We start from the raw sequence: 23,090 nt of genomic DNA on the forward strand, positions 1-23,090 counted from the left end.
AAACTATTTAAAAAGTATTAAGTAGATTTCTACCGTTACGAACCATTTGTGACGCATTTTGCCCATTCAACTTTTCGGGCATGAAACCGGCCACTGTCTGATTCAGTTTTTTCAGTTTAGCCGCCTCGCCACTCTCTGCAAACTCCTTACGGAGTATTCTGATTTTTTCAGCATCCTGAATACCTTCCACCAAACGTTCCATCCGGATACTACTGCTCCCGGGATATACCAGATAACAGTCTCCGGCTGCCCAAGAACGGAAACGGGAATCATGAAGCGGATCTTTCGTCCAACTGTTGTATGCCCATCTCAAATAACCATCATATCCTCCGGCAACAGCATGCCACATCAGCCAACTGGCTTCAGCCGGTTCGGAGAAAGTAAAAGTGTTGGGATAGGCTTCAATACAGCAAGTATATACAGTAGAGAGCTTTCCACTCCTCCTCCGCTCTTCCCTTACCGAGTCCGGTAACGTATGTCCGTATGCCAGACAAAGATCATACATTTTCGGTTCTATCTCCGGATAATAGTCTCCGGCACCGGAAACTTTATATCCGGCATCAGCACGAAATATCAAATCGAACGCTTTCTGCATCATACTTTTTTCCCGCTCATCCATAGCAATAGTCGTTTTCTCGAACCACCCCTTCTGGCGTAGATGCCCTGCAAAATCCTTTAAAAAACTGAACCAATAGTCTTCATAAGCAGCCTCACCGGGCTTGGCTTCTACAAAGCGAATACGATTGGTAGCCTGATCGTAATAATCAAACTTCAAGGCCCACGGAACCAATGTATAGCAATTAATCTGACGATCAATACCCAAACTCATCATAAACTCTACCCAACGGTCGAATACGGTATAGTCATACACCCAGCTCCCGTCTATTTTCTTCATACGGAATACCATACTGTCAAAAGGATCTTCTGTCTGCCCCGCCCATGGATGATGCATCACCGAAGCTGTGATAACTTTCTGCCCGGCATTTGCCAACTGCTGCATCAAGGGTTTCATAATATCGAAATGCTGCCGGCTCCACAAAGGAACATTATAATAGCGTGCCACAGCATACGGGTTCTGCCATAAGTCAAGATGAAAAACCCATTGAGCAGGGTCAGGCAATGTTCTTTTTTGTACATTGATTCTCATCGGAAGGCGCATATCGGCAAAGTTCTCTCCGGAGACAGTCAATGCTCCCTTATAAACTCCACTGGGAATATCTTGCGGCACCCATATATTTACCCATAGAGGTTGCGTACACTGCGCCTCAATATCCAGTGATTTACGGACTTCAAGCACATCCGCAACGAGAGAAGAATCCCAGTCAGCCTTATTGGGACGGTCACTGCAGCCGCTTTTGCGATCCTTATTCAATTCGTCCGTCCAAACATAACCGACAAAACTAGCAGTAGTTGCTGAAGCAGGAATTACATTTTTCCCGCATTTCAAGTCGCTAACAGTTATACGGACATTCTTTAAAGATTGCTTTGTCCACAATACGGCTTGTGCATTGACACGTTCACCTTTCCATGCATTGGTTTCCCATTGCTTGTTTCCTTGCCATACCGGAACTTCATTACGGGGATAACGCACATCGGTACTTCCCCACTGCAAAATCAAATCCTGTGTCTGCCGTTGTTGCGCCCCTATAGAAGAGACAACTAACATCAGTAGTGACAGACTCGCTAAGAAATTCTTATTCATAGTGTTTTATCTCTTGGTATTATATATCATCAATTTTACTCAAGGAACAACCAGTTCAGTCCAAACAATTCTTTCCGGGGAGCAGCCGCAGGACGGACATGGATGGTATAAATTCCGGCATGTGGAAATTTAATCTTGCCCAAATGACGGGTATAGAATTCCTCAAACCCTTTAGGCCCTGCTAAAGTCTTTGCTTCAATCACTCCCGCACCTTCCACTTCAACCCGATAAGGCTGACCTGCCGAAAGCGAATCACAAGAATAACAGATAGTCAACTCTCTTTCACTTTTTTCGGGAATATACACTTTCCAAGAGGCACGACTATTCATAGAGTTCCATTTACGAATACTAGTCGGAGAAATATAGCCGACACCAGTGACATCCGTCCCTATAGCACGTTCCACTCCTCCTGTCAAAACGGCTTTCGCCTGTCCCATCTGAATACCTCCGAAATTAATTTCACCACAGAAGCCATTTTCAACCTGCACCCCTCCTTCAACTTCCAATTCAACAACCGAATCATAGCCAACCGGCTCACGTACAGGTCCCTGCACATGGAGTAATAATCCTTTCTGAACAAATGTGATTTTTTGATCTCCCAAAGAAGGAATACGTGCTTTCAGCACTTTGCTTTTCAGTCCATTGACCCGGATTATTCCATCCGAAGGCCACTCAAAAACATGTAAATAGACTTTCGTTTTGTCTCCTTCAGCACGTTGGGTTATAAGCCCCCAATCTTGTGAATCTTCTGCAAAAGGAGAAGGATAGGTACCATGAAACCCGACTTTATTCTTATGTATCATTTCTCCAATTTCACGTATTCGGGTTTTAATTTCCGGGGGAATAGAACCGTCGGCACGGGGACCAATATTCAACATAACATTTCCTCCTTTATATATCCCTTTCACAATCTCACGGACAAAGTAAGTAGTAGAACGCCAGTTCTGATCATCACGGTTATATCCCCAAGTGTGGTTAAAGGTAGCTGCTGTTTCCCAAGTATGCCCCAACGGTTGATCAGGGAACTGATTATCTCCCATCGTTTGGAAGTCTACTCCATCATCACCCACTTCATGAATTCCCAAACGAGTATTCACCAGCACTGTAGGGTCTAATTGGCGAATCATGGCAAGCATATCACGCATCTGTTTTTCCGTCATCTGTCCCTCGGCAACAGGATCCGCACGCCAACAGTCAAACCAGAATAGTTTTACGCCATAATCTTTGACTAACTCGGCTACTTGCGGCATTGCTTTCTCACGCCAGTATTTATCATAAGCTTCGTCAGTAGGTAGTTGCCGATAAGGTGCATCAACCTCTCCACGTCCGGCTGCAATCCTGTCAAAATCAGGTTTCTGTTCATCTGCATAATCCCAGTCATTATTACGTCCGTTCATATCTCCCCAATCCAGCCATTGAGAATAATAAGCACACAAAATAATGCCATGTTTTTCACACTTTTCCTTCAGGCACTTCAATACATCAAAATGAGTACCAGATAAGTTTCCATAAGTATAATCACTTACTTTGGAGTTCCAAAAAGCGACTCCATCATGATGTTTTGTCACAAAAGTTAGATACTTGAACCCTCCCTCTTTGGTAGCAATCACCCAGTCTTCTATCTCTTTTTCGGAGATAGGCATACGTTTCGCCATCTTGTCCCAGTCAGCCTTCTGCACTTTATTATGACAGCGGATCCATTCGGCATATTCCGAGTTCCTCACCTTCTCGCCATAAAAGCGACCGGATGCCGGAGTACACAATGACCAATGGATCATTATGCCGAGCCGCGCTTCTTCAAACCACCTGACTCTCTCTTTTTGTGTACGGGGCAGAACTTCTTTTTCGGAAGTTTGCTTGCTGCAACTCAAAAGTAACAGACTTGCAACAAGTATAAACCAGATTCTATTCATAACTACTTTCTTTTATATTAGATTTCGTTACAAAAGTAGGTTATGAAAGAGTTTTCATGTGACCGAAAGCGTACAATACAGGGTAACTCTGCGTACAAAACAACGCATTTCTTCTCACCTTTTTCTTAAATGAACGCTAAACTATCCGGAAGACTTGACAAACGCTTTTTTTGTTGTATATTTGTAGACATAACGTATAATTTAAAACTTAACATGGAAGACATAAATCTATATAAAAATCTATACCCTACTTTTGAAAAGTATAATATTACAACAATTCGCTTAACTGATTCTTGTAAAAGCTAGAACATAAATAATTCTCTGAAGGCCTAAGGCTGCAAACTTTTATGGGGTTTGCAGCTTTTTTTGTTGCATAAAATTAAGTAGAAACTACTAAAACGGTAGATGAGAGTTTATAATAAACTCCAGACCCGTTTATAATAAACGATGAAGTTTTTTATTATAAACTAAAAAAAGAGTCTGTGCATAAATGGTAAACTATTTTCAACAGACAAGAAAGACAAGAAAACAAATGAATGATTTCAGCTGGAATAAACAGTAAATATTGGATACAAACATATCATTCATAAATTTGGAATGTTAATAACACACCTTGTTATCTGCTTCAACAATCACTCTTCGTCTTTTTCGCCTTGCTCTTCGTCTTCTTTCGCCTTATTCCTATATCCTAAAGGACTTACTCCGTAAGCTTCCTTGAAACAACGGCCAAAATAACGTGGTGAGCTGAATCCGGTCTTATCGGAGATTTCCGAGATACTTAACGTCAGGTCACTTCTCAACAAAAAAGCGGCCCGTTTCAGGCGAACGGTAGAAAGGAACTCATTAGGTGTCTGTCCTGTGATACCTTTTATTTTCTGAAAAAAGTAGGTGCGGGACATACATAACTCACGAATCAGCTCACTCAAACTAAATTCAGAGTTATCCATGTTCCGTTCGATAATTTCCATCGTACGTTCCAGTAAATCTTCGTCCATAGGATTAGTAGCCAGTATCCGCGCAGGTGCTTGTGGTTGCTTGCTGAATTTCTCCTGTAAGATACGCCGGCTGTTTACCAGGTTATTACAACGGGAGATAAGCAGACTGGTATGGAAGGGTTTCGTTATATAATCATCCGCACCGGTACGCAGCCCCTCCAATGTATGCTCAATCGCAGTGCGGGCCGTAAGAAGTACCACAGGAATATGACAGGTGGCAAAATCTGATTTTATCTCCTTGCACAATTCGGTTCCCGTCATTCGGGGCATCACTACATCGCTAAGAATAATATCCGGCTGTTCCTCCCTGCCTTTCTGCAACCCTTCTTCTCCGTCAGCGGCAGTCAATACTTCGTAATAGGGTGAGAATAACCCTGCCAGCATTTCACGCAACGAATCATTATCTTCCACAATCAGCATTTTAGCTCCTTTGATACGTTCTTTTACCGGTTCTTCTTCCTGTTCCTCCTGCCCTGTGATAAGAAACGCATCTGTTTTTGCTGCCACCACTTCATTTTTTGTCATTTCGTCCAGCTGTTCATCAGTGAAATGCTCTTTACCCAATTTTAATGTAAGAATAAATACAGTTTCCTCATCGGGAATACTGTTTGCAGTCAAAGTTCCATGATGAAGTTCCGCCAACCCTTTGCTCAAAGCCAGACCGATGCCAGTACCTTCAGATACAGTAGAGCTTTTCTCTACCTGATAAAAACGGGTGAAAATCTTCTCCAGTTCCTCCGGCTCAATCCCCTTCCCACTGTTCCGCACTTCAACTACTGCTTCATCAACCTTTCTGTAGACATGAATCACAATTGCACCGGATTGAGGCGTATATTTAAAAGCATTAGAAAGTAAATTACTAATAATTTTCTGTATCTGCCGCGCATCGTACCATACTTCCAAATCTTCCTCTTCCTTCACGAAACGGAAATCAATCTGCCGGGTAGCCGCATATTCCGCATAAAGCAAATAATTTTCATATAAGAAATCAATCAAATTGTGCCTGCGGACTTTTATCTTCATGTGCCCTTGCTCTTGTTTGCGAAAATCGAGCAACTCTGAAATCAACTCCCGAAGCTGAATACCATTCTTATAGACATTCAGTAATTTATTATAAATGGAAGGAGCAAATGCCTGCATCTGCAACAATGTCTCCATCTGCCCTATAATGATTGTAAGCGGTGTACGGAATTCATGAGAAATATTCGTAAAGAAACGAAGTTTGGATTGGTTCATCTCCTCCACATCACGGATATGCTGCTGTTCATATTTCAATGATTCGCGAAGATGGAAACGCGTCTGATAAGTCCTGACTACATAATATAAAAGTCCGCCGGCAATTGCTATATAAATAAGATACGCCCATGTCGTTTTATAGAAAGGAGGCAACACACAAATATCCAGCCGGTAATCTGCCTGAAACGCTTTATTCTTACCAATTGATTTAATCAACAATGTATACTCTCCGGCAGGTAAATTAGTATAGGTAATTGTGTTCTGTCCTCGTGTGCTAGTCCAGTCCTTCGAAAAGCCATCTAACCGATAAACGATTTCATCTTTATTGGCCGGAAGATAATTGGATGCCGCAAACTCGAAACTGAATATCGAGTGATTACTTTTCAATACGATAGAAGAAGCATCGTAAAGAGAGACCGAAAGAATCCCCGAATTATCGCCTACATGAACTTCATTTCCATTCACCAACAACCGATCGGGAATAATCCGATAATGCTTGTAGACAATGTTCAGCTGTTTTTCATAGAAAGAAACCATACCATTCATTCCTCCCAGGAAAATTTCTCCATCCCTAGTCTGGCACAAAGAACCTTCATTCAAAGTAGTAAAAGGAAAGCCATTGGCATGATTATAGTTACTGAACATCCGGCTAACCGGATCAAAAATGCAAAACCCCTGATTGGTAGTCAATAAAAGACGTCCGTTTTGAGATTCACAAACAGAGTACACACAGTCACTCCCCAATCCATCCTGCCTGGATGTAAAGCGTTCAAAATCATTTGTTTCAGGACGATACAGATTCAGTCCTCCTCCCATCGTACTTAGCCAGATTCGCTGGTTCCTATCCTCTGCAATGCAGGTAACCATATTATCACTAATACTGTTTTTCTTATTCAGATCAAAAGAATAAAGTATAGACTCTTTAGTGTCCATATTGTAACAATACACACCTTTACCCTCCACCGCTATCCAGAGACTTCCTTTCGAATCAATCTTAAGATAATGCGCCAGCACATCAGTCAGCAAGGTAAAGGAAGCTGTTTCAGGATGGAAAAGATACACTCCGTCATAAGAGGCAATGACTAGTTTATCCTGATAACCTACGATACTCAATACCACATCCGATGCATGGTCCTCCTTATTCACATTATAGTGTAAGAAACGCCCGGTTCGCAAGTCCAATTTATTGAATCCTCCCTGATGGGTACCAACCCAGACAGAATTGCGTTGACGATCATAATACAGACACTTAACTTTGTTTTGTGAAAGACTGTTTATCCCTTCTATATGCCTGTACCACTTAAATTCTTTTGTCCGGCGATCATACAGATTCAATCCTCCTCCTTCCGTAGCAATCCAGAGTTGTCCTTCTTCTCCTTCAATAATAGTCCCTACAATGGGAGAGCTAAGCCCCTCGCATTCATTCTTAGACAATTTATAATGGGTATATATCTTATAATCGGGATTAAAATAGTTGACTCCTCCGAAATATGTACCTATCCAAAAGGTTCCCTGATGATCTTTGAGAATACTGAATATGGAAGAATCACTTAAGCTGCCGGGAGCATCCGTAGTAGTAAAATGAGTAAAGACTCCGGTTTTCTTATCCAGTTTATCCAGTCCTCGTTCAGTGCCTATCCAAAAATTCCCCTGTTCATCTTCACAAACATTGCGGACGGAATTGTCGGCAATACTGTTTATACTTCCCGCCTCCCTTTGATAATGGATCATCTGCCCATTCTTGGAAATACGATATAAACCATTATCCCACATGCAAACCCATACATCTCCATTAGAATCCTGATAAAGATTATAGATATAAGTACCCGCAAAAAGATGTCGTTCCTCTTTACCCTCCGGATCCATGACATAGAGGCCATCGTTGTAAGAGCCAATCCAGAATCGTCCGGACTTATCCTTCAACAGACAATTAGGCAACACCTGTCCCGGAAAGTTACAATAGGATGTTTGTACTCCGGTCGTTTCCTCTCTTTCATATATCCTGCCATAGGTACCCATAAACAATTTGCCATCACAATAAGTAATAGCGGTCATCCACTCTTTCTGTTTATCGGAAATGTGAGTGAATGTTTCAGTCTTCATATCGAATTTACTGATTCCTTCTGTGGTAAGTACGTATATCAGCCCCTTTCCATTGCCGCAAATTCTTCTGACAGTACGTCCCAACAGAGTGGTCGGATTCCCTTTTTCCTCCTTATAGGTTTTAATGCGATTACCGTTATAAACATTCAGACCATCCCGGGTTCCAATCCAGATTTGTCCCCATTCGTCATTATAAAGTGCATATACGGTAAATTGCGAAAGTCCGTTATCGGTAGTCAGATAATTGAAAGACATATCCTGTGCATAAGCCGAAGGAAAAACGGCAAAGCTCAAAAGAAAAAATAGCCGGATTATTATCGTCTTGTTCCTCATATGGTGTATTCGTATCATTTAGTATTAGTTATAAAACACTATATCGTCCCGGTTCTGTATGCAAAATTAGTCTTCTTTCTGTATAATTCTCCGATTAAATTAGATATTTTAGGGCAAAATTGCAGATTTGTACGGAAAATGCCACTCGTTTGTACGGTAAGTAGAGACGGACGGACGATTAGTGACGAGATTTGCGTATCATTTTAATCGTAAATTTAATAATCATGAAAATGCATGTACCAGAAAGCAAACGAATCATGTCGTTATTGATCATGCTGCTAACTACATCTTTTATCTTTGCCCAAGTTACCGTCACAGGTAATGTTCGAGATGAAAGAGGGGATGAAGTCATTGGAGCCACCGTATTACTGGTCGGTAGCCAGCACGGAGTGATCACAGATGTTGACGGGAATTTCAAATTGAATATTCCCGATGCAAAAACAGCCGTTTTACAAATTTCGTATGTAGGCTATGAGACACAAAAAATTGCCCTTAAAGGCAAAACAAAAGTCAGTGTAACCTTGGCAGAAGTAGCCAATGCACTAAACGAAGTCATGGTAGTGGCATACGGTACGCAGAAGAAAGAGACACTAACAGGTGCTATCTCCTCCGTTAAAACCGACGGACTGCTCCGTTCTCCCAATGCAAGTATTGCAAGTTCACTAGCCGGACAGGTAACCGGATTATCTTCTGTCTCTACCAGCGGACAACCCGGAAAAGAAGATCCTTCTATTTATATTCGTGGAGTAGGATCGTTGACAGAAGGCGCTTCTTCTCCTCTTATATTAGTAGACGGGGTAGAACGTTCATTCTTCCAGATGGACCCGAATGAAATAGAAAGTGTTACAGTATTGAAGGACGCATCGGCGACAGCTGTATTCGGAGTACGTGGTGCCAATGGTGTTATCCTGGTAACCACCCGTCGTGGTCAGGAAGGTAAGGCAACAATCTCTATCACTTCTTCTGTCGGCGTCCAGCAACCTACCCGTATATTAAAGATGGCAGACAGTTACACCTACGCCACCTTATTTAATGAAATGAATGATAATGACGGGAAGAGCAAACATACCTTCGACGACTATGCGCTGGAACGCTTCCGTTTGGGTGACGACCCCATCATGTATCCCAATATAAACTGGAGAAAATATATCATGAAAAACTCGTCCATACAGACACAGCACAACCTGAACATAAGTGGAGGAACTGACCGCGTGCGTTACTTCATTTCCATGGGCTTTTTATGGCAGGACGGACTTTTCCGGCAATTTAAAGAATTGGATTACAATAATAATTATAGCTATACCCGATATAACTACCGGGGTAACCTCGACCTTGACATCACCAAGTCTACGTTACTGAAAGTCGGCTTAGGAGGTATCGTCGGTATCACTCACGAACCGAATGACCAGGATTATCCTTACGGATTATTCTCTCTTATCAATATGGCACAGCCATTCAACAGTCCGGGTGTTATAGATGGTAAACTTGTACTGACCGACCCGGGAAAATATGACGGCGTCCTGATGGACAACAATGCACTGGGACGTTACTACGGACAAGGATATGACCAGGCAACCAGCAATACCATGAATATGGACTTGCAATTAACCCAAAAGCTTGATTTCATCACGAAAGGATTATCCGTAGAAGCGAAAGGAGCCTATAACACTTATTATGTGTTTAAACAAAAACGTTATGGTTCGGTAGAAACCTATACTCCGTATTACCAATCGGCTTTGGAAAGTCCTGGACTTGATATGAATGATCCATCCTACAACAAAACGATTGTCTATCGTGTATCCGGTCAAAACAAACGCTTGAGTTACAGTGAAGATAATAACACAAGAGGACGTGACTGGTACTTTGAAGCAAGTCTGCGTTATAACCGTAAATTCGGCGAACACAATGTTGGCGGGCTCTTATTATATAACCAAAGCAAAAAATACTACCCCAAAACTTTCACGGAAGTACCGACTGCTTATGTAGGATTAGTGGGACGTCTGACTTATGATTATAAGTCCCGTTATGTGGGTGAATTCAATTTCGGATACAATGGTTCCGAGAACTTTGCACCGGAGAAACGTTTTGGTTTCTTCCCTTCCGGTTCTATCGGTTATGTGATTTCTGAAGAAGCATTCATGAAAAAACAGAAAGTAGTGGATTATTTGAAACTACGTGCTTCGATCGGCCTGGTAGGTAATGACAATATCAGTGACAACCGTTTCCTCTATCTATCCAATTCTTGGCTGGTAGACCAGTTACCCGGTGAAAAAGATTACTGGAACGCTTACAAGAATGGGTATAATTTCGGCTTTAATAATGGCAACATGATAAAAGGAGCGATTGAAAGCCGCATCGGTAATCCAAACGTAAGCTGGGAAACAGCCTTGAAGCAAAACTACGGTATTGATGTCAACTTCCTCAACAATCGTTTGAAGGTCAGTGCCGATATTTTCTTCGAAGACCGGAAAGATATCCTCATTAAAAGACAGACTATTCCTATCACCACCAATCTGACAAGTGACAACTTGCCGGTAGTCAATATGGGACGTGTCAAAAACCATGGATATGAAATAGACCTGAAATGGGAAGATCTCATTAAAGGCAAACTTCACTACTATATCAACGCCAATGTTTCCTATAATAGGAACAAGATTATCTTCCAGGATGAAGTGGAACCCAACGAACCCTACCAATGGAGAACCGGACAACCCGTCGGGACAATCTTCGGATACGTAGCAGACGGATTCTATAATGACAACGATTTCAAGGATGGCAAACTAAAAGAAGGACTCCCGAAACCAACCATGGATGTATCTCCGGGTGATGTGAAGTATACCGATTTGAACGGCGACGGTCTGATTACTGATGACGACCAACGTGCCATTGGTAATCCTACACGTCCTGCCTACACCTGGGGTTTGAACTATGGAGCGGACTATAAAGGCTTTTTCTTCTCCATGAACTGGACAGCCGCTACCGAGCGTTCACTGGTTCTTGACTATTTCTTCCGCAAACCATTCGGAAACAATGCCAACAATGCCCTGATGCAGTTCCATGCTGATAACCGCTGGACACCGGCAACAGCTGAAACAGCAACCGTGCCGCGTTTTGCCACCAAGTCAATGGACTACAACAGTTACACCTCTTCTTTATGGGTAAAAAACGGGAACTTCCTGAAATTGAAAACACTCACAATCGGATACAACTTCAAAGAACGGAAAGCACTCAAGAAACTGGGAATATCTCAATTAGGTATCAAATTTAGCGGATATAATTTGTTGACTTTCGACAGTTTCAAAATTATGGATCCGGAATGTACACCGGGGCTGACTGACTCTTATCCGATTATTAAAATCTATAATATAGGAATAAACTTAACTTTCTAAGCCATCTAAAATCATGAAAAGAAGAAACCTATTACATACAGGCATTGCAGCCGTACTACTATTGTCGACAGGTGCATGCGAGGACTTCAAATTCGGGAATGCTTTTCTTGACAAGCCGTTCACCACAGACATTACGATCGATACGGTATACGCACATAAAGTTTATGCCGAACAGGCACTAGCCGAAGTATACCGTTCGCTACCCGACTACCTACCCTCCGGTGGAAGATTGTGCTGGGGTATACTGGAAGGCATGACTGACTTGGGAGATGCGATCAAACCCAATGGAATACGCTCTTACTATACGGGAAATGTCAGTTCATCAACCGGCGATATGCCCTACATTCTTTATGAAGGAACTTCCGACCCTTCTTTTGGTATGTCTCCCATGACGGGAATCCGAAAAGCCTATATCTTCCTGGAAAATGTAGACCGGGTACCGGATATGACAGAACGTGAAAAGAGTATTCGAAAAGCGGAAGCAAAGATGATTATAGCTTTCCATTATTCCCAGATGTTACGCTACTTCGGAGGAATGCCCTGGATTGACCACTCCTATCTTCCCGAAGACGACATGACAACCACCCGTATGACTGTGGAGGAAACCGTGCAAAAGATAATAGGATTATTGGATGAAGCAGCAAGAATACTTCCATGGAAAGTAAATGCAGCCGACGAAGGCAGAATGACAGCCGCCGGAGCATTAGCTTTGAAATCACGTGTCCTGTTATTCGCCGCCAGTCCTCTATTCAACAATGAAAAGCCATTTATGGCTGGAGAAGCTGCCGACAAGCATTATGTATGGTATGGAAACTACGCGGAATCCCGCTGGCAGGACGCATTGGATGCCGGACTGGAAATGCTTCGGGCAAATCAGGAGAACAACAATTTCTACCAACTGGTAAATACCGGAAAACCGAGAGAAGACTTTGTCTCTGCCTACTTTGACCGTTATAACGGCGAAGTGCTTATCTCCTCGCACCGTTGGACCAATTACACCATAGGCACCAATTCTTTCGGAGAATTGCTTTATGGTATGGGAGGAGCCAGTGCCAACTATGCCGATATGTTTGAAATGGCAGACGGAACCCCGTTTGACTGGAACAACCCAACACACAAAGCACATCCTTTCTTTGACGCACAGGGAAATCCCGTACGTGATATTCGTATGTACGAAACCCTCTATGTAAACGGCGATCAATTCCGGGGACGTGAGCTCCGCATAGCCAAAGGAGAAAGTGAAGGATGCGATGATATTTCACCTGTACTGTTCCGTCTAACCTATAACGGATATGGTATGCGCAAGTTCCAACGCGACAGAGCCGATGAAGTGAATGGAAAATTCTATTCCTGCCCATTGATCCGCCTGCCTGAAATCTATCTGAATATTGCCGAAGCAATGAATGAACTGGGAAAAGCAACCACGAAAGATGAATTTGGAAACGATGCTTATGATTATATTAACATGGTTCGTAACCGGGTCAATATGCCGGACCTGACCACAGCAAAAGCTACTCCCGGAGCAGAACTACGTGAAGCTATCCTGCACGAGCGCGCCATCGAATTCGGCTATGAAGAGGTACGCTATTTCGACCTGACCCGCTGGAAACGCGATGATTTGTTTAAAACTCCTATCGAGCGTCTTTTTATCACTAAAGACAGTCAGGGAGTTTTTGCCTACACCAAAGACAGAAAAGTGTACAACGAAAGGGGATGGATTAAAAACTGGAGCGACCGTTATTTCCTGATCCCTATACCTTTGAGTGAAATCAACAAGAAATACGGACTGGTACAGAATCCCGGATGGTAATAAACAATAAAAAGACAAATTTAAATCGAAAACGTATGAAACGTAAATATATAGTAATCAGTATGGCTTTACTATCTGCTGTGACTACCTGGGCACAGCAGATAACAGGGACAGTGACAGATGCCTTAGGCTCACCTGTTGCAGGTGCTAAGGTACATCTGGTCAACACTCCGAGCGTCTCTGCCATCACTGACCGGAATGGAGTATTTGTATTGAATGGAGAAGAAGGTGACTGGATGGTAGTTTCCTATGCCGATGCCATTGGCAAACGAATCAGGGCTACCGGAAAATCTATTCAGATAAAACTGGATCCGCAGGACAGAATGGTCAATATGGGAATGGCAAGCCGCACCGCAGACCGGCAAACACAAGCCGTATCCGTTGTCACTGCAGAAGAACTCGAAAAAAACGCAACTCCCAATTCTTTTAACGCTCTCTATGGATTGGTTCCCGGACTGGAAGTAATGCAACGTACCGGCTGGACCCAGAACCCCACGACTTTGCTACGCGGCAGTAATAATCCCTTGATTGTGGTAGACGGTTTTCCACGTCCTATCGAATGTCTCAACACGGTAGAAATAGAATCGGTGACCGTACTCAAAGATGGACCGGCTACTGCTCTTTGGGGAGCCCGCGGAGCCAATGGGGTGATTCTCGTAACTACAAAACGAGGACAATATAACACCAAAATGCAGGTGAACGTCAACTATAAATACGGGATGGACTTCCCCATCAACCAACCGGAATTTGCCAATGGCTATGAATATGCAGCAGCCTTGAACGAAGCCTTGTACTATGACGGACTGGAAATGCAATATACCCGCAACGAACTGGACGCTTTCAAAAACGGCAGCAACCGGGATTTGTATGCAAATTCTGACTGGCTTGGCGAAGGATTGAGAAAACATACCGTCAACAACCAGCTCGACATCAATTTCCGCGGAGGAGGAAAAAACTTACGTTACTACACGATGTTAAGTTATAAGAATGATTACGGAATATTGAACGACAAATACGCCAAATACTCCGATCGTTATTCTGCACAGATGAGAAAATACGAACTTGATTTACGGATGAATATTGATATTGATGTCACTCCCTCTACCCTGGCACAACTAACCATGTTAGGTTCACTACGGGAACGGAAACGTCCGTCTACTTATGAAAGTGACATTTTCTACGGTCTGTTCAATACTCCCTCCGGTGCTTTCCCTGTGAAAACCTCTAACGGAATGTGGGGTAGCAACTCTGTGTTAAAAGACAATCCGATTGCCCGTATTGCAGACATCGGTTATTTCAAAGAAAACCCCAGAATGTTGCAGGCGGACATGAGAATCCGGCAGGATTTGTCATCGCTGACTCCGGGACTTAGTGCCGAAGTAGCTGTTGCCTACGATAATAATGCAGTATTTAAAGAACAAGGTAGCAAGAACTTCCAGTATGCAGTCAACACACCGATAGTCAATGTTGTCACCGGAGAAAAAGAAGCCATGTCTGAAGTTTATGGAGACAACAGTGCATTGACCGTCAGTTGTTGGGGAATGACCGAGCAATATATCAACACTAGTCTGGAAGCCCAGATAAAATACGATCGCATGTTCGGAAAACACGGAGTGAACGCCACCGCTCTATATCGTCAGGAGTCGGAAAGAGGACTGGGAGCCAATAATGCCTATAAACGTATGTATATCACGGGGATGGCAGGATACAATTACAACAATACTTATTTGCTGGATGTGGTATTCAATCAATACGGGACCAGCGTTTTGCCCGAAGGTGATAAGTTCCGCAGTTATCCGGCAGTATCGGCTGCCTGGGTGTTATCCAACGAATCATTCATGAAAAAAATGACTGCTGTAAATCTTTTGAAGATTCGTGCTTCTTACGGACGTGCCGGATGGGACCAGATTCCCTACGGACTTACTCAACAATACTATATCTGGGGTGGACAATACTACTTTGGCGATGCCAATAACGTGGCCAGCGGTAACAAAGAAGATAAACTGGCTATGAACAATCTGACTCTCGAAGTTTCCGACAAATACAATGTAGGAATAGATATGCGTCTCTTTAACAAATTAAGTGTCACATTAGACGCCTTCCTCGACAAAAGAAGCAATATGCTGATTGGAGCAGACAATCTGATTTCTTCTGCCATCGGTATCAGCGTACCCCAGCAAAATGCCGGCAAAGAAGAAAAGAAAGGACTGGAAATAAGTATGGAATGGAAAGATAATAGCCACAAAGACTTTCATTATTATGTAGGAGCCAATCTGACGTATATCAAAACCAAAGTCGTAGAAAACGGAGAAGGTTATAAGCCTTGGAGTTACCTGTCCGGCAAAGGATCAGCTATCGGACAAATATTTGGTCTGGAAGCAATCGGTTATTTCCGCGATGAGGCAGATATCGCAAATAGTCCGAAGCAACAATTCTCGGAAGTACGCCCGGGGGATGTGAAATACAAAGACATGAACAACGATGGTATTATCGACGATAATGACAAGCATGCCATCGGATATTCAAGCAGTATTCCCGAGATCTATTGCGGCATTCGCCTTGGATTTGAGTATAAAGGCTTCGGAGTAGACGCTTTGTTCCAAGGAGCGACACGTTTCAGCAAAATGCTGAATACAAGTAGTGTGTACTGGCCATTACGCAATAACACCAACATATCCAAATGGTATCTGCACGATAAAATCCGCTGGACGGAAGAAACAAAAGATATAGCCAATGTACCCCGTTTGTCAACACTGAACAATGCCAATAATTTCCAAAACAGTACGCAATGGCTGGTAAATGGTGAATACCTGAAGTTACGTAACCTGAATGTATATTACGACCTGCCGAAGAACTGGATATCGAAAATCAAGCTGGAACAATGCCGTATCTTCGCCAGTGCGAACAATGTTTTTTCGCTCGATCATGTTAAATACATGAACTGCGAAGATTTCAGCGTCAACTACCCGGATATGTTCTCTGTCTATTTCGGAGCCAGTATTAAATTCTAATATCGAAAGCATTATGAAACTAACTAAATATATCACAACAGCCTGCATAGCAGCTCTCTTCACCGGATGCGATTATCTGGATTTCGATGAAACCACCGGAATGACAAAAGAAGAAATGTACTCCTATTTCAGCAATGTAACAAGCTTATCGACTTTTGTTTACTCTCAATTACCACAAGACTTCGGTGCAATAGGAGATGCGCTAAGGGATGCCGCAACAGACAACGCTGTATATACTTGGAATCAAAGCAGCGTATATAATGTATATAATGGAACCTGGAGCCCGCTCAAAACAGTAGATGATGTATGGGGAAACTACTATACTGCTATCCGTGAAGCCAATTCATTCCTGGAAAACTATTCGCTCGAGGTACTGGAACGTTTCAAATGGAATGTGGATTACGAAATTGATGTGGAAAAAGCTAAAATGCGCGTACATGAAGTACGTGCCCTCCGTGCTTTCTTCTATTTGGAGCTAGCCAAACGTTATGGTGATATCCCCCTGTTGACACGCACTTATCAGATAGATGAGATTAATTCCGTAGAAAAGACTCCGTTTGACAAAGTGATTGATTTTATTGTCGATGAATGTGACAAGGCAGCACCGGAATTACCAGTCAGTTACAAAGATTTCTATAATGAGACCGGACGTGCTACACGAGGAATGGCCATGTCTGTCAAGGCACGCGCTTTACTGTATGCTGCCAGCAAACTTCACAATCCTTCTCACGCCACTGACAAATGGAAGAAAGCTGCCAAAGCATCTTATGACATTATTAAAACGGGATGGTACACTTTACCCAACATTGATGTTGATCCTTTGTATGACGTGAACGGAGGAAACGTAGTTCTCAACTCGTCCCAACTGATTTTTGAACGCCGTAACAATGACGACAACGCTTTCGAATCAAGAAACCTTCCAATCGGTTTCGAGAACGGAAACAGTGGCAATACTCCAACACAAAACCTGGTCGATGCTTACGAAATGGCGGACGGCACTCCGTTCAGCTGGGAAAATACCAAACATGCATCCAAACCATACTCCGGACGTGATCCGCGTTTCTACAAAGCTATCCTTTACAATGAAGCTTCCTTCATGGGTACCAAAATAGAAACATTCGAAGGTGGCAGAAATGCATCACCCATTACGGGAGCCACACTGACCGGATATTATCTACGCAAATATATGAATGAAACAGTCTCCCTGTCTCCAACCAATCCGATCAAAAAGCCTCATCACTTCATCCTGTTCAGATATGCAGAAACATTGCTGAACTATGCAGAAGCCATGAACGAACTTGGCGGACCGGACTATACCTCCGATGCCGATGAACTGCCAATGTCAGCACGCACAGCTCTGAATATGGTTCGTAGCGCAGCCAATATGCCTAATATTACGGACAATGGAGATGACTTCACCACTCGTCTGCGCAACGAACGCCGCATAGAACTCGCTTTCGAGGATCATCGTTTTTGGGACATCCGCCGCTGGATGATCGGAGATGTAGTGAAAGATATCTATGGAGTAAAAGTCACTAAAAAAGGATCAAAATACAGTTATACTCCGGTGAAGATACAGACACGCGTCTGGGACGAAAAGATGAATCTTTATCCTATCGCTCAATCGGAGATTTATAAAAATGGCAACTTAACACAAAACGACGGCTGGGAGTAATGACTACTCCCGCTGTCTCCCCCTTATATTTTAATATTTAAAAGGAACAGCTATGAAACAAGTAATAAGCATTTTATTGTTATGGATTGGAGTATTATCCTGCCAGTCGGAAGACATCAATATCTATACACTACATGCCAAAGACGAATCAAAGGCAATAGACGGCTGGAAATTGATCTGGTCGGAAGAGTTTAATCAGGAAGGTCCCCAATTTGATGCAGACAAATGGATTTTTGAGCCGAAAGGTAATTCTCCATGGAACAAATATTTAACGGGAAATACAGAACAAGCTTATGTACAAAACGGAAGACTCATTCTACGCGCAGAGAAAAAAGACGGTCAGTACATGACCGGAGGTATAAGCACACGTGGAAAAGCGGGATTCAAGTATGGAAAGCTGGAGATATGCGCCAAGTTCAACAGTTTACAGGGAGGTTGGCCGGCTATTTGGTTACTACCGGTACAACGGCAGTATCCAAATCCTCCGGGAGCAAATGAGTATGGAGGAGAAATCGATATTATGGAACAAGTCAGCCTTGAGAAAGTAGCTTGGCATACAGTACATAGTCACTATACGTTGGATTTAGGTCTGGACAAAAACCCACCACGTGCAGGAGGCGGGACTTATAAGGAAAATGAATTCAACCTATACACCCTCGAATGGACTCCGGAAGAACTGACATTCCTGATTAACGGTGAGGAAACATTCAGTTATCCGAATATGCATCTGGAAAATGAAGCGGAAATGAAGCAATGGCCGTTCGACGTTCCCTACTATCTGATTCTAAACTATGCCCTTGGTGGTGAAGGCACATGGCCGGGGGAAATTGATGACTCCGGATTACCGGGACAAATGGAAATCGAATATATCCGTTATTACCAACAGGAAGAAGAAAACAAACCGGATGACGGAGATGATGAGGAAGAAGAGGAACCGTCTGAAAATTTGGTTGAAAACGGAGACTTTGAACAGGATTTTGCAGCGGACAAGAAACCGGGTATATGGGCAGCCTGGCAAACACAAGGCAGCAACACGTTGAATTATCTGAATATGTGGTTTGCAAAAACCGGAGATGCTTTGGTGGTAGACGGTAGTACAGGAGCAAACGGCAGTAGTAGTTCTCTTAAATATGCTGCCAGTGTAGCAAACAGTTGGGACGTAGACTTGTCTTATCCTATGCAAGGAGTGGAAGCCGGTAAATATAAGTTTAGTTTCTACGTAAAAACGAATCAGGATGATACACCTTTCGTTACCAGCATCACCCTATGCGAAAATGATGAAGATATAGCCAAAGAAGCGAAATACCAGAAAGCAATCGTTCTTCAAAATGGCAAACAAGAGATAAAGACCGGAGTCAACGATATTTGGGGGACACAAATCAACCGGGCAGGAAAAGAATGGAAACAATACTCCATGATTGTGAATATCCCGGACAACAAACTGGTGAAATTCGTATTCAAGCCTTGTGCGGGAAATAATAACAGTTTGAGTGGTTACGACTGCAAGAAAGCGGACAATGTAGTTTACTGGTTCGACAAAGTAACCCTCGAGCCGACCGATGAAGCCGGACCGGGAGAAGGCGAAGAGCCTGCCACCGAATTGGTAAAAAACGGAAGTTTTGAGAAAGACTTCGCTGCAGATAAACAACCGGGAATATATGCAGCCTGGCAGACACAAGGTAATAATACCCTGAACTTTCTGGATATGTGGTTTGCAAAACCGGACGTCACCAATCCGTCACTTTCCATAGATACCAGCACAGGAGCTAATGGTAGCAATCGTTCTTTGAAATATACCGCCGAGAAAGTTGATAATACCTGGGGAGTAGACTTGTCATACCCACTACAAGGAGTAAAACCCGGTAAATACGAATTGAGCTTCTATGCTAAAACCAATCAGACGGAATCTCCGTTCATCACCAGTATCACTCTTTGCGAAAACAATGAAGATATTGCCAAAGAAGCTAAGTTCCAGAAGGCAATTGTATTGCAAAATGGAGCGCAAACTATCGAGTCCGGCGAAAATGATATTTGGGGAACAGTTATCAATCAGGCAGGTAAAGAATGGAAAAAGTATGCTGTAACTGTAGATATTCCTACCAATGTACTAGTCAAGTTTGTATTCAAACTATGTGCAGGTGCCAATAACCAACTGACCGGTTACAATGCTACGGCAACAGACAATGTTATTTATTGGTTCGATGATGTTTCTCTGAAACTGGTAACGGAATAAATAATCACATATCACATCTGTCTTGAACAAAAAAGGAACAGTTCCACCAATAGTGGTCTGTTCCTTTTCATACATTATAGTATGAAAGTATTGTACTTAAATCAAAGAAAGTATCTTCGGTAAACTACCATTTATATAATTACTACTTAGAGATAATCACAATCTTTTCATCAACACCTTTATCAGGTACTCGTACACTGCAGACACCAGTTTCTTTATCCCAACTCCACGCCACAGTTTCCGTATCATTCTCTAAATTTTCTTCCAATCGTTCCGGTTTTACCTTCTTTATCTTCTTTCCTTTGGCAGTTACCTCTTTCGGAGCTTTTGCAGAATAAATACGGAACAACAGATTTCTCGGACCGGGGACAGTGTATCCTTTTCCTTCACGGGCAGAGACTGTCAGTTCATATCCATTTGCCAGAGTGCTGCAAACAATCGGTGTTTTGACAAATTCATCACGCTGGTATCCTAAGTTTTCTCCTTCATCTTCGTAAAGAGTAAAGACTGCCTGTGCGCCTTCCTGTGCGGGGAAGATTTCAAAAGTAAGTGGATATACCGGTTTCTCATGGGTGTAGTTCATCACCGGCATGGTGGGGATGATAGAACCTTGCTTCACAAACATAGGAACAGAGGACAAGGGAGCATCAACCGTAGTCCACTGCTCTCCGGTGTAGACCGTCTGCTTGTTGTTGTAGTCTATCCATGTACCTTCGGGAAGATACACGTTCTTTGTGCGGGCACCTTTCTTCACCACAGGGGCTACCAACAATTCACGACCGAACATGAATTGAGCATCCGTAGAGAAAGTTTCCATATCCATTGGATATTCGAGAAACAGAGGCCGCATGATAGGCAATCCTGTATCATACGCTTCGCGGGCGTAAGTGTAGATATACGGCAACAAACGATATTTCAGTTCGATAGCTGCTTTCGCGTTCTTTTCCGCTTCCGGGCCGAAAAGCCATGGTTCCACCGGATTATCTCCCTCATGATGGATACGGCTCAGAGGATTGAATGCACCGAATTGAATCCAACGGGTATAGAGTTCCGCCATAGCCGGATAATCCTCAATATCCCCACAGTAACCGGTAATATCACAGGAAGAAAATGGGATTAATCCCAACCCTGCGGAAAGCATTACAGGAATCTGATTGGCTAATTGTCCCCAACCTTGCAATACGTCGTCTCCGTTTCCGCTATCACCCGTCCAGCCGAACGTATAACGTTGCAATCCGGCATAAGCAGCACGAGTCATTTGGAAAACACGACGGTCCGGGTTCCTCTTTTCAAATTGCTCCTTCACCACTTTGTCCCAGGTCAGGCCATAGACGTTATGGATTTCATCGTGCATACCCAAATGGTGCTTCATCACCAGGCGTTCCGTCTGCTCTTCGTTACTCCAGGCAGGTTCGCCCATATCTGTCCAGAAGCCGGAGATACCATCATCAATCGGTTTCTGCTGATAAGCCCCCCACCAGTCGGCTACGGCAGGCAGGGTGAAGTCCACCACTCCGCAGTTCCCACCCCACGGCCAGGGCATATCGTAGCTTTTGCCGTTCGTATTGTCCTTTACAAAATATCCTAAGCGGTCTGCTTCTTCCCATTGTTTTTTATTGGCTTGTGCAATTACCGGGTCTTGAGATACGACTACCTTAAAACCCATCTCCTTCAAATCCGAAAGCATCTTTTTGGGGTTTTCATAGTTTCCTTTGCGCCATTCGAAATCCTGCAAGTATTCTGTCCAGCCGATATCCTGATAGATAATATCACAAGGGATTCCCCGTTTCCGGTAGCCTTCGGCTATTTCACGGCTTAACTTTTCACTTGTCAACAGACCGCGGCATTGGGCAAAACCCAACGCCCATTTCGGCGGCATGATAGGTTTTCCGGTCAGTCCGACATATTGGCTGATGATTTCTTTATAGTCTTTACCGAAGATAAAGTAATATACCATTTCCCCGTTCGGCGCTTCAAAACTGTAATAATCACGGCTTTCCGTTCCGAATTTGAATTCTGTCTTATAGGTGTTATCAAGAAAAATACCATACCGATAATTGCTCATAAAGAAAGGAATACTCTTGTAAAGAGGATCTTCTACCACACTATAACAAGGTTTGTCACTATTCCACATCTTATAAGACTCGCCACGACGATCCATCTTTCCCGCTTTCTCACCAAGTCCGAAGAAGTGCTCGTCACGACGAAGCACTTTATATTCCACCTTCTTCGTTCCTTCACTGACATGACCTTTATCGGCATAATCGCTAAACAAGAGTTTCTGATATTTATCGAATATCTGAAGACTCATCGGAGATTTATTCACCCGGATACGCAACTTCGGAGTAAATATCTCGTAACAGGCCGCCTGTTCATCCACATGAATAGTTCCTACCTCTTCCAGTTCTTCATTAATCACTGCAAACGAAGCATTTCTTCGCTGCAATTGCCCGTCGGGTGAGAACCAGATTTTCACGACGGAAGAGCTACAAAGTTGCAATTGCAACGCGGCACTGTCCGTCAGGTGAAAAGTCACCTGACGTCCCTGCTGTGTAAAAGAGGAGCATGTACGTGTCGTATTTTCCGCCCACATCCATGTTGGAAACATCAGGCACAACATCCATACCCATAATCTATATCTAATCATCATACCTATCATTTTAAGTCATTCTGCTACAGCCGCGTTATTG

9 protein-coding genes are annotated in these 23,090 nt (G+C 43.2%); 5 read left to right on the forward strand and 4 right to left on the reverse strand.

From position 1 onward, the window contains the following. Positions 1–7 precede the first annotated feature (7 nt). The 3 genes from GD631_RS04220 to GD631_RS04230 all read right to left on the reverse strand — a co-directional run bounded on the left by GD631_RS04220 (position 8) and on the right by GD631_RS04230 (position 8,282). Positions 8–1,666 carry a DUF4091 domain-containing protein gene (locus GD631_RS04220; protein ID WP_317174216.1) on the reverse strand — a complete coding sequence of 553 codons (1,659 nt, stop codon included), beginning with the start codon at positions 1,664–1,666 and terminating at the stop codon, positions 8–10. A gap of 71 nt (positions 1,667–1,737) precedes the next feature. After that, a complete protein-coding gene (locus GD631_RS04225) occupies positions 1,738–3,615 on the reverse strand; it encodes an alpha-L-fucosidase (RefSeq protein ID WP_143258856.1) in 1,878 nt (625 codons plus the stop codon). 632 nt (positions 3,616–4,247) lie between these two features. Beyond that, entirely contained in the window at positions 4,248–8,282 is a 4,035-nt protein-coding gene (locus GD631_RS04230) for a hybrid sensor histidine kinase/response regulator transcription factor (protein WP_143258855.1), read from the reverse strand. A gap of 272 nt (positions 8,283–8,554) precedes the next feature. Here GD631_RS04230 and GD631_RS04235 point away from each other — a divergent pair, with 272 nt between their 5' ends. From GD631_RS04235 to GD631_RS04255, 5 genes are read left to right on the forward strand one after another with little or no spacing between them, the layout of a single operon-like run. After that, entirely contained in the window at positions 8,555–11,671 is a 3,117-nt protein-coding gene (locus tag GD631_RS04235; RefSeq protein ID WP_185911629.1) for a SusC/RagA family TonB-linked outer membrane protein, read from the forward strand. A gap of 13 nt (positions 11,672–11,684) precedes the next feature. Next, complete coding sequence (locus GD631_RS04240; protein ID WP_143258853.1) at positions 11,685–13,481, forward strand: RagB/SusD family nutrient uptake outer membrane protein; 1,797 nt, start codon at positions 11,685–11,687, stop codon at positions 13,479–13,481. Between the two features lie 35 nt (positions 13,482–13,516). Beyond that, entirely contained in the window at positions 13,517–16,492 is a 2,976-nt protein-coding gene (locus tag GD631_RS04245; protein ID WP_143258852.1) for a SusC/RagA family TonB-linked outer membrane protein, read from the forward strand. A 13-nt stretch (positions 16,493–16,505) separates the two neighbouring features. Continuing rightward, complete coding sequence (locus tag GD631_RS04250; protein ID WP_143258851.1) at positions 16,506–18,167, forward strand: RagB/SusD family nutrient uptake outer membrane protein; 1,662 nt, start codon at positions 16,506–16,508, stop codon at positions 18,165–18,167. 52 nt (positions 18,168–18,219) lie between these two features. After that, positions 18,220–20,400 (forward strand): glycoside hydrolase family 16 protein, encoded by a 2,181-nt coding sequence (locus GD631_RS04255; RefSeq protein ID WP_143258850.1) that lies wholly within the window; start codon positions 18,220–18,222, stop codon positions 20,398–20,400. A 142-nt stretch (positions 20,401–20,542) separates the two neighbouring features. Here the strand turns inward: GD631_RS04255 and GD631_RS04260 are convergent, their stop codons facing one another. Beyond that, positions 20,543–23,047 (reverse strand): glycoside hydrolase family 31 protein, encoded by a 2,505-nt coding sequence (locus GD631_RS04260; protein ID WP_143258961.1) that lies wholly within the window; start codon positions 23,045–23,047, stop codon positions 20,543–20,545. Positions 23,048–23,090: the final 43 nt, after the last annotated feature.

The organism is Bacteroides luhongzhouii (assembly GCF_009193295.2).
Taxonomy (GTDB): domain Bacteria; phylum Bacteroidota; class Bacteroidia; order Bacteroidales; family Bacteroidaceae; genus Bacteroides; species Bacteroides luhongzhouii.

Bases quoted from the DNA above. Each gene is read 5' to 3' on its own strand.
- GD631_RS04225 (WP_143258856.1), bottom strand. From the start codon at position 3,615: ATGAATAGAATCTGGTTTATACTTGTTGCAAGTCTGTTACTTTTGAGT.
- GD631_RS04240 (WP_143258853.1), top strand. From the start codon at position 11,685: ATGAAAAGAAGAAACCTATTACATACAGGCATTGCAGCCGTACTACTA.
- GD631_RS04260 (WP_143258961.1), bottom strand. From the start codon at position 23,047: ATGATTAGATATAGATTATGGGTATGGATGTTGTGCCTGATGTTTCCA.
- GD631_RS04245 (WP_143258852.1), top strand. From the start codon at position 13,517: ATGAAACGTAAATATATAGTAATCAGTATGGCTTTACTATCTGCTGTG.
- GD631_RS04235 (WP_185911629.1), top strand. From the start codon at position 8,555: ATGCTGCTAACTACATCTTTTATCTTTGCCCAAGTTACCGTCACAGGT.
- GD631_RS04255 (WP_143258850.1), top strand. From the start codon at position 18,220: ATGAAACAAGTAATAAGCATTTTATTGTTATGGATTGGAGTATTATCC.
- GD631_RS04250 (WP_143258851.1), top strand. From the start codon at position 16,506: ATGAAACTAACTAAATATATCACAACAGCCTGCATAGCAGCTCTCTTC.
- GD631_RS04230 (WP_143258855.1), bottom strand. From the start codon at position 8,282: ATGAGGAACAAGACGATAATAATCCGGCTATTTTTTCTTTTGAGCTTT.
- GD631_RS04220 (WP_317174216.1), bottom strand. From the start codon at position 1,666: ATGTTAGTTGTCTCTTCTATAGGGGCGCAACAACGGCAGACACAGGAT.